Annotated in this window: 14 protein-coding genes; all 14 read right to left on the bottom strand. The window is 61.4% G+C overall.

The window, feature by feature from the left end; all coding sequences use genetic code 11:
- The coding region (locus ACSR1C_RS17975; RefSeq protein WP_460260546.1) for a hypothetical protein at window positions 1–983 on the bottom strand (983 nt) is incomplete at its 3' end.
- Window positions 984–1,051: 68 nt separating this feature from the next.
- Window positions 1,052–3,520: a LamG-like jellyroll fold domain-containing protein gene (locus ACSR1C_RS17970; protein ID WP_460260545.1), complete on the bottom strand. Its 2,469-nt coding sequence runs from the start codon at window positions 3,518–3,520 to the stop codon at window positions 1,052–1,054.
- Between the two features lie 12 nt (window positions 3,521–3,532).
- Complete coding sequence (locus tag ACSR1C_RS17965; RefSeq protein ID WP_460260544.1) at window positions 3,533–4,240, bottom strand: hyaluronate lyase N-terminal domain-containing protein; 708 nt, start codon at window positions 4,238–4,240, stop codon at window positions 3,533–3,535.
- Window positions 4,237–4,698: a hypothetical protein gene (locus ACSR1C_RS17960; RefSeq protein ID WP_460260543.1), complete on the bottom strand. Its 462-nt coding sequence runs from the start codon at window positions 4,696–4,698 to the stop codon at window positions 4,237–4,239. The genes ACSR1C_RS17965 and ACSR1C_RS17960 overlap by 4 nt, the downstream gene beginning before the upstream one ends.
- A 163-nt stretch (window positions 4,699–4,861) precedes the next feature.
- The gene (locus ACSR1C_RS17955) at window positions 4,862–5,119 is read right to left on the bottom strand and encodes a hypothetical protein (RefSeq protein ID WP_460260542.1); all 258 of its coding nucleotides are present in this window, start codon (window positions 5,117–5,119) and stop codon (window positions 4,862–4,864) included.
- Window positions 5,116–5,346 carry a hypothetical protein gene (locus tag ACSR1C_RS17950; RefSeq protein ID WP_460260541.1) on the bottom strand — a complete coding sequence of 77 codons (231 nt, stop codon included), beginning with the start codon at window positions 5,344–5,346 and terminating at the stop codon, window positions 5,116–5,118. The genes ACSR1C_RS17955 and ACSR1C_RS17950 overlap by 4 nt, the downstream gene beginning before the upstream one ends.
- Window positions 5,346–6,278: a C40 family peptidase gene (locus ACSR1C_RS17945; RefSeq protein ID WP_460260540.1), complete on the bottom strand. Its 933-nt coding sequence runs from the start codon at window positions 6,276–6,278 to the stop codon at window positions 5,346–5,348. Before ACSR1C_RS17945 ends, ACSR1C_RS17950 begins: the two co-directional genes overlap by 1 nt.
- Before the next feature lie 73 nt (window positions 6,279–6,351).
- On the bottom strand, window positions 6,352–6,663 hold the full coding sequence (locus tag ACSR1C_RS17940) for a phage holin family protein (RefSeq protein ID WP_165809745.1): 312 nt from the start codon (window positions 6,661–6,663) through the stop codon (window positions 6,352–6,354).
- A gap of 18 nt (window positions 6,664–6,681) precedes the next feature.
- Complete coding sequence (locus ACSR1C_RS17935) at window positions 6,682–7,767, bottom strand: phage late control D family protein (protein ID WP_460260539.1); 1,086 nt, start codon at window positions 7,765–7,767, stop codon at window positions 6,682–6,684.
- A 12-nt stretch (window positions 7,768–7,779) separates the two neighbouring features.
- Window positions 7,780–8,007, bottom strand: coding sequence for a tail protein X (locus ACSR1C_RS17930; RefSeq protein ID WP_460260538.1), 228 nt, complete (start codon window positions 8,005–8,007; stop codon window positions 7,780–7,782).
- Window positions 7,995–8,426, bottom strand: a complete 432-nt coding sequence (locus tag ACSR1C_RS17925) for a phage tail protein (RefSeq protein WP_460260537.1) — start codon at window positions 8,424–8,426, stop codon at window positions 7,995–7,997. The genes ACSR1C_RS17930 and ACSR1C_RS17925 overlap by 13 nt, the downstream gene beginning before the upstream one ends.
- Window positions 8,426–10,864 carry a phage tail tape measure protein gene (locus ACSR1C_RS17920; protein ID WP_460260536.1) on the bottom strand — a complete coding sequence of 813 codons (2,439 nt, stop codon included), beginning with the start codon at window positions 10,862–10,864 and terminating at the stop codon, window positions 8,426–8,428. The genes ACSR1C_RS17925 and ACSR1C_RS17920 overlap by 1 nt, the downstream gene beginning before the upstream one ends.
- 108 nt (window positions 10,865–10,972) lie before the next feature.
- Complete coding sequence (locus ACSR1C_RS17915) at window positions 10,973–11,290, bottom strand: phage tail assembly protein (RefSeq protein WP_460260535.1); 318 nt, start codon at window positions 11,288–11,290, stop codon at window positions 10,973–10,975.
- 8 nt (window positions 11,291–11,298) lie between these two features.
- The gene (locus ACSR1C_RS17910) at window positions 11,299–11,835 is read right to left on the bottom strand and encodes a phage major tail tube protein (RefSeq protein WP_460260534.1); all 537 of its coding nucleotides are present in this window, start codon (window positions 11,833–11,835) and stop codon (window positions 11,299–11,301) included.
- Window positions 11,836–11,840 lie beyond the last annotated feature (5 nt).

The following is an 11,840-nucleotide window of genomic DNA, read 5'->3' as shown; positions in this document are numbered from 1 at the left end:
GACGCTTGAGCAATTTGAGGGCTCCGCGCCCGACGCGCTTGCCCAAACCGAAACCGAGGAATATGAAAACCAGACCCGCAGACTCTCGTTATGAATGAGGGACCATCGGGGGGCAGGTCACGGACAACTGAAATACCACCATCAGTCGCCACTGCAATCGTCGGAACTGGCAGGCCGGTGTCCGGATCGACTGGCGCATTAGGCAAAACGGTCATCGCAACATCTTTGACCGACGGGTTGACTAAGACCGAGGATGAAGCGTAGGCCAAGAGGCCTTTGGCACCTGCCTGTTGCCATGTCCCATTTCGAGTGGAAATTGACGGCACGTTCATGTGCAGGTTCCAATAAACATGGCCGCGTACACCGATAGCATCGTCGTTCAGAAACCGCGCGACCAGTAGCCCGGCGAAGTTAATGCTTGCCGGAGACCCCGCGCACATGATGCCGTTTCGCATAGAAACGCTGTTGAATGACGTAAGAAGGCTTCCAACCCCAAGGCCGAACACCATCCACATCGGCAGTGCGGGATCATCCCCGTCGTAAATCGTGACCTTACCCACCTCAGCCACAATCACCGCGACCGCAGGGAACTCGCGCCGCGAGCCGCGTATGGCCGTGTTGAGCGTCTCGTTATACCAGCTCGTGTGCTGGCACCGCTTGCGCCATGCCCCGCCGTCGCTGTCGAGGCTCGTGTCGTAGATGAACACATCCACGGCGGTCATGGCCTTCTCCGCGAGAAACGCGCTGATGCCCTGATAGGTCACGCCAGTCTTCACGATCGCAAGATGGGTGGCAGCGTCGGCCACTTGCGTTGCCGCCTCGTCCCGGGCTGCATCGGTCGCGTTCTGTTCGGCCTGTGCCGTAACGACCGCCGCTTCGGCCAGCGCCACCTTGGCGTCGAGCTGCGCCTTGGTGACGTTCGCCTCACCGGTCAGCTCGTCGACCGAGGTGGTCAACTTCGAGATCGAGCTCATCAGGGTCATGTCGTTTTCCTCGATGGGGGGAAATGGGATGGGGGCGACACCGCGCAGTCAGCGCCTCCCCGACTGGGTCATGCATCGACGACCATGCCGCCGGCAGCCGCGATGGCCGCGCCGACCGGGGCCGTCGTGTTCGCCACCCGGCGCAAGCCCTTGAACACCGACCGGCCCGCCGACGTGCCGACGTGCAGGAGCCCGGTGTCCGGATCGTGCGCGAGCGCCGTCACCGCGTCCGACGCGCCGAAGAACGTGCAGGCGGCATTCTCTTGGAACAGCACCTTCTCGTCCTCGTAGATGCGGCGGATTTGGTCGGCGGTGGGGATCGAGTTGGTGATCCGGAATAAGGCCATCGCAGCCGTCGTCACAGGACTGATGCGGAGCTCATGCAATTGCGCTGTAATCCCGTGAGAACTGGACGATTTCAGACCCCCGTTTTGGTAGTGCTTGAACGAACCGCCTTGGAAGATCGCAACATGAAAGGCCCATTGACCATCGTGCGGAGGGCAGTCACCACCGACGTTGAGACTGGTCCTGCCCTGCCAAACAAAGCGCGGCTGCCCTGTGTTTGCGTCGAAGTAGAGGTTGAGGAAAGCCGTACTTGTCCCGCCGCCTGGGGTTTCAAACCATCTGAAACCTTGCGATGAGCGGTTCCCTTTCGCCCAAAAAATGACTGCGAAAGTCGATTGGCCGTTGAGATCCCCGGCAAAATCCCGGGAAAGATAGCTTGCGGAGTTGCACGTATAGCCCATCAGCTCCGCCCCGGTGACGACAGATGCCCGGGTCACGCTCCCGTTAACCAAAAGCCCACGATTGTTAGCCGATCGGTCGGCGTCAGCTGGACGAACCGAAATGTTATCGGCCAGAGAGAAGTCTCCGAGCGTCCCATCCGCGTTGATGATCTGCACCTGCGTCGCCGTCGATATTGCAACAAAGTGGAGCTCGTAGGCCCCAGTTGCGCTCACGATCTGCGTTGACAGCACAGCTAAATTAGTCTCGTTGCGTGCGCGGAAAGTAACGGCTGTGTTGCTGATTTCGATCTCCGCGGTGAGAACATAAGCTCGGCCGGGAACGGTCGCGATCGTCTGGGTCGTGCCGCCGAAATTTACGACATCGTTGTTGATCTTCAGCTTCCCATCGACCGTGCTCAGGCCAGCTCCGCCAGTTGCAGACCATCCCGTCGCATCAATATCGAACGTACCGTTCGTCACGACTTCCGAGGCCACAAGATCGGCGTCGTCGGTGTCCGCAAGGAACGCGCCTCGGATCACACCAGGAAGCCAGCCGGTGTTGTACGAAGAGGTGGTGTAGGCAACAAGATTAGGTCCGCCAGAAACACCGCGCTTGTGACAGACAAGACGGGTTCCGGGGTAAACTGTCGCTGCCGGGTGCGCCAAATCAAACGAAGAACCGCCAGCGGCAACTCTGCGTAGCGCAGTAGCGTAAGCGATGCTTTCACTTAGATTGACCCGCTGGAATGGGTAGTTATCATTTGATGCTTGATACCCATCCGGCAAAACATAATCCTGAGAAAGGCCAGCAACGTCGCAAGCGAGCCAGTAGTAAGATGCTTGCATGAAATATAGCGTTCCGCGGTCAAAAATGAGGCCACTGCTGGACCCGCCCCAGTTTGTCCCAGTGATGTCCCAGATGTTCCCATCGTCCTTTATTACCGACACGCCACCTGCAGTCGCCACGGCGATCGTCGGCACGGGCAGACCTGTCGCATGGTCGATAGGGGAGTTCGGAAGAACGGCCATGGCGACGTCGTTGACGCCAGAATTCACGATTGAACCAAGTGTGTTTCCTACCGAGATACCAAGGCTCGCATTCCGTTTGGCGATATTCGGGTGGTTTGTATAGCCGTTGTACCCGGAGCCGGACGCTTGGGCCAACCGCCCACGCTCCTTCACAAAATCAATTATGTGAAGTCCAGAAACACTTGAATGAAACGTACCGACCGTTAGCACGGCGTTTCGCATAGATATTGCTCGAATTGGCGCCTGATCGATTGACGCCAAAACCAGCATTTTCCCTGTGCCGTAGGACCACGAACCTTCAAAGACCATCCACATTGGCAGCGTGGGATCATCGCCATCGTAGATCGTAACCTTGTTGCTCTCGGCCACAATCACCGCCACCGCCGGAAACTCCCGCCGCGATCCCCGCGTCGCCGTATTCAGCGGCTCTCGATACCAGCTTGTGCCAGCACACCGATGCCGCCATGCGCCACCATCGCTGTCTTTCGAGGTGTCATAAATGAACACATCGACCGCCGTAACCGCCTTGGTTTGCGCGACGGCAGAAAGGTCCTGATAGGCAACAGCTGAGGCAGCCGACTGCGCGGCAGCGTAGGCCGCATCCTTGAAGGCCCCAGCCTGATCGCGGGCAGAAAGCGCATTCGCCTTGGCGGCTTGCGCCTGCGCGGTTGCGGACTGCGCATCGGCGACGGAGGCATCCAGGGTGGCCTTCTTGGAAACCACGGCCCCCCTCAGGTCTTCCACGGATGCCCTCAGGGCGTCCACTTGCTGTTCAACACTCATAGGCGGGGCTCCTTACGAAAAGGCGACGGCGGAGACATACCGCGTCTGCGAATTGGCGAAGGCAGTCGCCATTTCCAGCATGGCAGTCTGGATATCGGTGAGTGGCCCAGCAGCGTCTTGCACAGTTCCGATATTGGTCGCGACCACCTGGATTTCGTCGGCGAGAGGCTGCACGACGGCAGCGGCGGCGGAGGCCGTGGCCTCGCTGGCGGCTGCATTGGCTTCACTCTGAGCAGCGGCTTGTTCACTAGACAAAGCCGCCGCTTGGGAAGCTGCAGCAGCCTGTTCAGATCCCGCGGCATTGGTCTCGGAACTGGCCGCCTGCACAGCCGAAGCTGCTGCATCAATCGCGCTTTGCGCCGCCTGAGATGCGCTCACTTCCGACGCGTCTTCCGACCCCTTCGCATTCCCGGCCGACACAAAGGCCTCAGACGCTTTGGCTACTGAGGTAGTCGCGGCATTCTGCGCCGCCGTCAGTTGGCTGTTGAAAGTCGCAAGCTGCGCCTGCCCCGCTTCGATCGCTTCTTGCGCCGCCAACATCTGGCTGTAGGTCGCATAAGCCGGCAGGGTTGCATAATCCGAGGCACCGTCGCCCACCTTGGTGATGCCGGTATCGATCTCGAAGGCAAATTCGCCCTCAGACAGGATCGGGTTCGCGGCGGCCCATTCGGCCGCGGTGCCGCGGCGCATCTGGATTTTGGCAAAGACTGTGGAGGTCATGGGGTTTCTCCTTGGATGCGCCCATCAATGGTTCGAAGATTTGGATCGGCGGCAGCGCCACCGCAGTCGATGACGGCAAGACCGGCGTAGTCGGTGTCTGGTGCCCCGCCATCAAGGATCTGCGGGACGTAGGGCACCTCGATCTCGACGGGGCCTTGCGCGCGCAATCGAAACGGTGATTTCCCGAAGTAGACGACGCCGGACATGCTGTTTCCTTGATAAACGGTGACGGTGGCTGACGCAGTGTCTGCGCGCAGCCAAAGCGCCTCGAAAGGCGCGATGCCCCGAATGAGGCGCATGCCCCGGATCGCAAACCCGCCCTCGTTGGGCGGTTCATCCTCCGGTGCCACTTGCCCCCAGATCCGAGCACCGGCTGGAGGCACCACAAGCGCAGTGGAGGCGTTGAAAGCCACCATAGACCAGGCATCTGGGCTCAGGTCATACTTGGTCCCGTCCACGGATCACCTCGAGGATTTCACGGATCAGGGCCGCCAACCGCAGAGGCGCGCGCCGATTTCATTATGGGTGACGATCTGGGCCAACGTGCCGTCGCTGAGGACGTCCGCGCGGGAGGGCCGAATGGGTGCCGCCCAATCGCAGGCATTGCGATCTCGCCCCGGATCAATCGCGCATCCAGCGGTTAAGGCGGCGCTCAAGATCAGCACGATCAGAGTTTTGCACCTCATTTGACACCTCCTTCACAGTTTGCAGAGATCGGATCCGGGCATCGGCTCGGCGAATAATGAATTCGGCCTCAGCCTCCAGACGGCCGCGCCGAAACGCGATCCAGAGTGCAGCGCCAATCGCAACGACGATCGCGCCCCATAGAGCGGCCTTGCGGCCGATTTCGGAGAATATCGCGGTCAGGATCGAGATCATTCCTCGCCCTCCGCTGAGATGGGCTGGCCCGCCGTTCTGAAGCAGTGGGTGTTGAGCGACAGCACGGTGAGACTTTCGGCATCTGCCGCCGCTCGAATTTGGTCGTGGTTTAGGACGGCGGCGTCCTCGCACTCGGTCAATGTGCGCATCGCCACGGGATGGATATCGGACCCACAGGCCGGCGCACCGCCGATCGACATGCACATGGAAACGATCAAGACCCACATCACGGGGTCTTCCCACTGCGATGATCCTCGATCCGCGCATTGCGGGCTTTCAGGGCGTAGAAGATGACGCCAATGAACACAGCCGCCCCGATCCAGGGCAATGCCACTTGCACGGCGCCTGTCAACCCGACCAGATCTAGCACCCGTTCCGCGGTGTCACGCGCCTCTTCTGCCTGTGTCAGCGCCGGCGCAATCTGCGCGGCCACCGATCCTGCAGCGCCGAGGACACCAAGCCCGACCTGGGCATTCGCCGCCGTGATAATGCGACTGCCTTCTGGCACGCCCGCCGCCCGTTCCGGCGCGACCGGCCGCGGCTCTGCGCTGGCCAGCGCCTCCGTCAGCGCCACATCGATGATCGGCACCAGCGGCAGCCCAACTTCATCCCGAAACGCCAGGATCGCCGCGCGGGTGCGAGGCCCGAACTGACCATCAACCTGGCCCACCTCGTGATAGCCAAGTGCTTTGAGGCGCGCTTGCACCCCACGGACCGAGGGCGTCACGGCCGGGGCCACATTCCCCGCGCGCCGCACCCCGAGCAGCCGCGATTTCGCATAGCGCTGAATAGTAACAGCATCAGACTGATTGCCGCCCAGCACTTCGATCATGGCCCCTGTCGTTTTCACGAAGAAGCCGAGATGGCCCTGCCAGGATTTAGAACCCCTTGAAAAGACGACGATGTCCCCCGGCTGCGCATCGGCCAGATCAACCGGAATACCCCAATCGAGATAAGACCGTGCATTGAGGCGCCGGGTGGAGCGCAGCCCCGCCTTTTCCAAGCAGTGGCCCACGAAAGCCGCGCACCAAGCCACGGAGTCATGTTCCACCCAGTCATGCCCAACCGAGGCATACATGGCCATGATGGCCGGGTTGTCTTCAGGGCCGGGGCCTTCGACGGTGCCGATGTAGCCTTGGGCGATTTCAAGATGGGTCATGCTGGCCTCCTTGCAAAGGAAAACACCGCCCCAGAGGACGGCGTGTGATCAGGCGATCGATGTTTGGCGGCTGTTATTTCTTGCGGCCAATCCAGGCGCAGAGCAGGCTTTCGGCGCCACGGGGGCCGAGATAGGCAAGCGTGGCAACGAACCCGGTTGAGACCGGCTGGGTCAGACCGATGTAATTTGCCGCTGCATCGCCAATGAGCGCCATGCCCACGGCCACTGGGATTTCCCAGAGAAGTTCCTTGCCAAAGAAGCGGCGATTGCCAAGTTTCACCTCTCCGGAATGCCACATGAGCCTGCCGGTGAAGGCACCGATCAGGGTGGTGATGGCCCCGCCAAAAAGGTGGTTGATGGTTTCGATAAAGCTGTTGTCCGGCATCTGCCTGCCTCCTTGGTCTCAGAACGGCCCGGTTGCATCCGGATCGATGATGGGCGGCACATTCGCGCTTGGCGCCACTGGGCTTGTGCTTTCCACCCGCGCATCCGTACCGGCGCCGAGCTGAGGCTGTTTTAGCTCCAACGTGGTGACAAAGCCGCCCGCGCGGGTCAGCCTGTGGGTCACGGCCTCAATGCGATAGGACCCGTCCACGCCGGGCCGTGTGCCTGACACGGTACAAAGCCCATCGGGCACGGCCGCCGTATTGCCCTCGATCACCACTGTGCCTTCGCCCGCATCTCGGGCGGTTGTTGCGGCATCGCTTTCGCCCTGTTGGGTGGTTTCCAGCTCGCCCGCTCGGGCGAAACGACCGGCGTAGATGCTCGGTACATCAACGCCGGTTGCGCGCTCGACAACCTGCCAAACCCCGGTCGCCACATCATACCAGCGCCCTCTGACCGCCCCAAATTGCGGGCGACCGAGCCTCGGGGCAATGTCCCAGCTGTGCAGGTTCTGGCCCCAGGTCGCGGCAATAGCAGCCGCATAATCCGCATTGCGCTTTGAGAGCACAATCCGCCCGCCTGTGATGCGAAAGTTGCCACCGATTTCGCGGGCCAACCTCTCACCCATGGCGATCAGGCTTTCATCGCGCATCTCGAAATAGCCGCGGCTCAGGTTGCGTAGCGCCGGATCAATCTCGATTTGCGTGATCCCGACATGCGCCGCCGCATGACGCAGGATTGTATCCACCGTCGCCCCATCCCAATGGCGCTGCTGGCCTTCTTTGGCCCGGCCCGTCGTATCCATGCCTTTGGCCGTGATGCGGAGACGCCGGCCGGCGCTCCGGGTGCCAGAGGATTTCACCTCATCGACGGTGCCCTCGAAGACGACACGCATCCCCTCGCTGTCCCAGCCGAGCGCAATCGACGCGAACGCGCCGATCTGCGGTAGAACAATGCGCCCATCGGTGTCGTCAATTTCCAAATCCGCGCTATCGGTATGGGTGCCAACCTTGTCCGAGACTTGCAGGCCCAAAAGGACCGGCATGAGAGCTCTGGTGATATTCGTCCCCTCAATGGTCACGTTAAAAAGCGCACGCTTTGACATGGGCTGGCTTCCTCACCAAAGCCGGATCGGATCAAGAACCTGCTGCTCCCGCGGGATCGGGATGGGCATGTCGAAGCTCGTCCCTACCGGCAGGGTCTGGCCCAGATCGGCAAGGCCTGGATTAAGATCATAGATGACCTCCACGAGCCCCGGCATTGGCCGTTTGAACCTGCGCCATACGATCACCGACACTGTCAGCCCGTCGCCTTCCACGGTCACGGTTTCGATCACCTGGTCCATAGGAGCACATCCGCCAGAAGAGAGAAGAATGACCCCGCGCTTGGCGCGCTGGCCCGTTTCACGGTGATGTCGACATCGATCACCTTGCCGACGCCATTGCGGCCCAGATAGGAGGCGCGCTCGGTCACTGAGAGGATATTGACCCAACCCATCAAGGCCCCATCGCCCCGCATCATATATTGCGGCCGTCCCGAGGCGCGGGCTTGCGACAAAAGCGTCAACTGTCCCATGCCGCCGAACTTTTCTGGATAAAGCCGCGCCTTGATGCTCCAGCTTTCCGGGCCTTCGCCCACATATTCAAGGATTGGCCGCGCCCCGAGCACGGGCTTTTCGGCAAAGCTGGCCTCCGTGCCATGGCTGTACCCATCGGTGTTGAAGGGCAGGATTTCAAACTGGACGGGTCCGAGCATCATCAGCATCAGGCAAACCTCAACCCGGTATCGGCATAGACCCCACGAAACGCTTCGCGGATCTGATCGCGCAGCTGCCGGGTGATTTCTGCAGCAAGCTGCTGCGGGTCCGCCGTCGCGCCAGAAATGGTGATCGGCGCATTGACCGAGACCTCCACCGGCCCCGCACCGCCCATCCTTCCCGCCGGGTTTACATAGCCATTGCGATTGGCCGTAATGAGCTCCGGCCCACGCTCGCCCACCAGATAAGTGCCACCGCGCGAGATGGGTCCACCTGCTGCGCGTGTGCCATCGACGCCCGAGAATTCATCCACCGCCACGGCCGGGGATTCATCCCCACCGCCAAGCCAGGCCGGCATCGAGGGCCAGCGGATGATGTTCGTCAGATCAATATTCCCGATCGCCTCGACAATGCGGCTTGGGATGCCCCGGATCCAGGCAATCAGCTCTTCGAACTTGGCCACCATCCCGTCCCAAAGTGCCTGGATTGCTTCGAGCCCCTTGTCGTAAAGCCCGGTCACAAGCCCGGCAAAGCCATCGATGATCCGACCGGTCAGATTGGCCGCGTTCTGGGCAATCCGGGCCTGCTCTTCCTCGGATAGCACTTCCTGCTCGAAAAGCCCCGAGCTGAAAAAACCGGTGATGGCATCCACCGCTGCCCCGAGGGCCGATCCCAACCTCGAGAAAGCGCCCGAGATGGCATCGGTGATCGGCGTCAGAAAGCTGAGCTTTTCGCCGAGCCAGTCCAGCGGGCCCTGCAGGCGTTCGGAGATCGCTTGGCCGACGCCCGAAAGCGTGGCCGTGATCCGATCCCAATAGCGGTAGATCGTAAAGCCTGCCGCTGCGACGGCGGTCGCAACAGCTGCAAAAGTCGCCCAAACCGGTGCGGAGATCGTCGCCACGGCCGCCCCGATGGCGGCAATGCCAGAGGACAGCGCCCCAACACCTGGGACCGCCAGCGCAATGCCGGTCAGGCCGGCGCGTAGTCTCCCCAGGGTCCCGAGGGGCTGTCCGCCCATCGCTGCCAAGGCCGACTGCAACCCGATCATTTCCGTGGCGGCGGTCCGCGCGCCAATCGCCGCCCGCCCGATCGTGTTGTAGCCCGCCGCAATCAACGAGAGCACACCGCCGCGGCCCAAGAGCCCTGCGAACTGCAGCGCCGACATCGCGCCTTTGAAGGCGATCACCGCTGCGGTGGCCCCCGCCACAGCGAGTGTGACTTCCGGATAGGCCGAGGCTAGTTCGGAAATCCGCATGATCAGCGGGGTGATCGCCTCTGCCAGCGACGTGATCGCCGGCATCAGTGCATTGCCAATTGTGACCTGCAGCTCGGTCAGCACGTTCTGGAACCGCTGCATATTGGCCTGAAACGTATTGTTGCGCGCCTCGAATTCCGCGAATGCGGAACCTGCGTAATTGGCGCGATCGCCCACCATGCCAAGCGTGTCTTCCACGAGGCCGAGGTTGGTCAGGAGCGGCCCCAATGCCCGCGCCTCATTGCCAAAAAGCTGGCTTGAGATGGCGGCCTGCTGCTCACGCGGGATCTGACTGATGCGGCGCAGCACATCAAGCGTGGTGCCGACCGCGTCTTCCTGCATCCGCCGCGCGACAGCTTCTGCATCAAGCCCCAGCTCTTGAAACGCCTCCCTTTGCGCCCGCGTGGCTGCGGACCCGCGTGTAAGAGCCGCGCCCATATTTCGGAAACTCGTCGCCGCCACTTCGCTTTGCGCGCCCGCAGCCAACATCGCCGAGGCAAAGGCCGAGGCCTCTTCGGCCGAAAACCCGAAGAGCGTCGCTTGCGCGCCAACACGGCGGACCACATCGAGAATATCGGCGGCACTCGAGGCTTGGCTGTTGGAGAGATGGTTCATGGCGTCTGCCAGGGAAACCGTCTCGTCAATCGTGAGCCCCAAGGCCGTCATCAGGTTGGCCATAGAGGCCCCCGCCTGATCGGCGCTGATATCGAATGCCACCCCGATCCGCGCAGCGGCATCGGTGAAGCGAATGAGGTCTTGCCCGGCAATCCCGGCTTGCCCTGCAGCCGCAGCAATTTCTGCGAGCCCCGTCACGGCGATAGGAATGTCGCGCGACAGAGCAAAGAGATCCTGCTGGAACTGACTGAACCCCTCCGGCGTCGGAAAATCCACCACCTTGCGCACATCTGCCATGGCGCTTTCAAATTCGGACGCCGCGGCAATCGGACCACCGATGGCCTCGCGCAGCGCATAGAAGCTGGCGGCCGCATCAACCAGTCCACCCCGTGCAGCTGCAAGGGATCGGTTGTTGCGCGTGATCGCGGCGTTCAACCGGTCGCCGAAGGTCATAGGCAGACCGTTGTTTTCTCGGATGCGGGTCGAGATGCCGGCGAGCGCACTGGCCGCTTGCCGCGCAGGGCTTGTGACGCGATCGAGAAGCTCGATCACCAGTTGGGAGGTCAGCGTTGCCATGGGGTCAGGTTCACTTCGGTATTGCGGCGCGTGCCAGACGACGGGCCTCGGCGTGCCAAAGCACCAGCTCTGGCCAGTCCATATCCATCAGATCCGTGATCGACGTGTTCAGCCAGTGGGCAGTTTCGGCTGTGACGGCGCGCCAGTCGCGGATGCCGTGCCCTTTGGGAAAAAACCGGCGATCACCTCGGAGATCGCGGTAAAATCATCCGTATCCATCTCTTCGATCGCCTCGCGCGGCAGATCGGTCAGAACAGCAGCCATAAGAATGCCCTGTTCCAGCTGATCCTCAATCCCTGCCAACGCATCCTGCAGGGTCTTAAGGTCCTTCACTTTCGGCTTCTTGACACTGACCTCGGACAGGGTCTGATCCCCCAAGGTGATGGGTGCCGCAAGCGGCAGTCGTTTATTGCGATGCTGTGCCATGGGCCCCCTCAAAATCCGTTGGGAATGCGCAGAATGTTGCGTTCATCGGCGTTCTGGGAGGTGCCATCCACGCGCCAATCGGCGGTGAAAAAATCCCAGTAGAGTTTCTCGACCCCGCCAAAATGCAGCTCGTAATGCAGGATTTCCGAGATTGCATAGTCAAAGCCCTGCATTTCGCCGCGCTGGAAGGCTTCAGAGTTTGCCGCCCCAAGCCGGCCTTCAAGCACGGCTTTTGCCTCGATGGCCTCGCCCGTGCGCTTTGAGCGGATCGAGCCATAGGCGGTGAACTTCTTGCGCGAGGCAGCGCCCAGTCCGAACTGGGTCAGAAGATCCGGGTCCCATCCAGCCAGTTTGAAGCTCGCTTCCAGTTTCTGGATGCCGACGGCCACCTCGATCTGCACTCGGGATCCGCCCGGGTGATAATCCTGAAAGCTTTCCTGCAGATTGGGCAGCTGCAACTCGGTCAGCGTCAGGTGTTTCGAGGCCGTCGGGTCCTCATCGCCGCAAAAGAGGTTTGCGGCTTCCATGATGTAGATATTGCTCATGTTGC

The sequence above is a fragment of the Actibacterium sp. D185-2 genome (genome assembly GCF_054954595.1).
This window is presented reverse-complemented; position numbering and strand designations above follow the sequence as displayed.

Bases quoted from the DNA above. Each gene is read 5' to 3' on its own strand.
- ACSR1C_RS17970 (WP_460260545.1), bottom strand. From the start codon at position 3,520: ATGAGTGTTGAACAGCAAGTGGACGCCCTGAGGGCATCCGTGGAAGAC.
- ACSR1C_RS17965 (WP_460260544.1), bottom strand. From the start codon at position 4,240: ATGACCTCCACAGTCTTTGCCAAAATCCAGATGCGCCGCGGCACCGCG.
- ACSR1C_RS17955 (WP_460260542.1), bottom strand. From the start codon at position 5,119: ATGATCTCGATCCTGACCGCGATATTCTCCGAAATCGGCCGCAAGGCC.
- ACSR1C_RS17950 (WP_460260541.1), bottom strand. From the start codon at position 5,346: ATGTGGGTCTTGATCGTTTCCATGTGCATGTCGATCGGCGGTGCGCCG.
- ACSR1C_RS17945 (WP_460260540.1), bottom strand. From the start codon at position 6,278: ATGACCCATCTTGAAATCGCCCAAGGCTACATCGGCACCGTCGAAGGC.
- ACSR1C_RS17940 (WP_165809745.1), bottom strand. From the start codon at position 6,663: ATGCCGGACAACAGCTTTATCGAAACCATCAACCACCTTTTTGGCGGG.
- ACSR1C_RS17935 (WP_460260539.1), bottom strand. From the start codon at position 7,767: ATGTCAAAGCGTGCGCTTTTTAACGTGACCATTGAGGGGACGAATATC.
- ACSR1C_RS17930 (WP_460260538.1), bottom strand. From the start codon at position 8,007: ATGGACCAGGTGATCGAAACCGTGACCGTGGAAGGCGACGGGCTGACA.
- ACSR1C_RS17925 (WP_460260537.1), bottom strand. From the start codon at position 8,426: ATGCTGATGATGCTCGGACCCGTCCAGTTTGAAATCCTGCCCTTCAAC.
- ACSR1C_RS17920 (WP_460260536.1), bottom strand. From the start codon at position 10,864: ATGGCAACGCTGACCTCCCAACTGGTGATCGAGCTTCTCGATCGCGTC.
- ACSR1C_RS17915 (WP_460260535.1), bottom strand. From the start codon at position 11,290: ATGGCACAGCATCGCAATAAACGACTGCCGCTTGCGGCACCCATCACC.
- ACSR1C_RS17910 (WP_460260534.1), bottom strand. From the start codon at position 11,835: ATGAGCAATATCTACATCATGGAAGCCGCAAACCTCTTTTGCGGCGAT.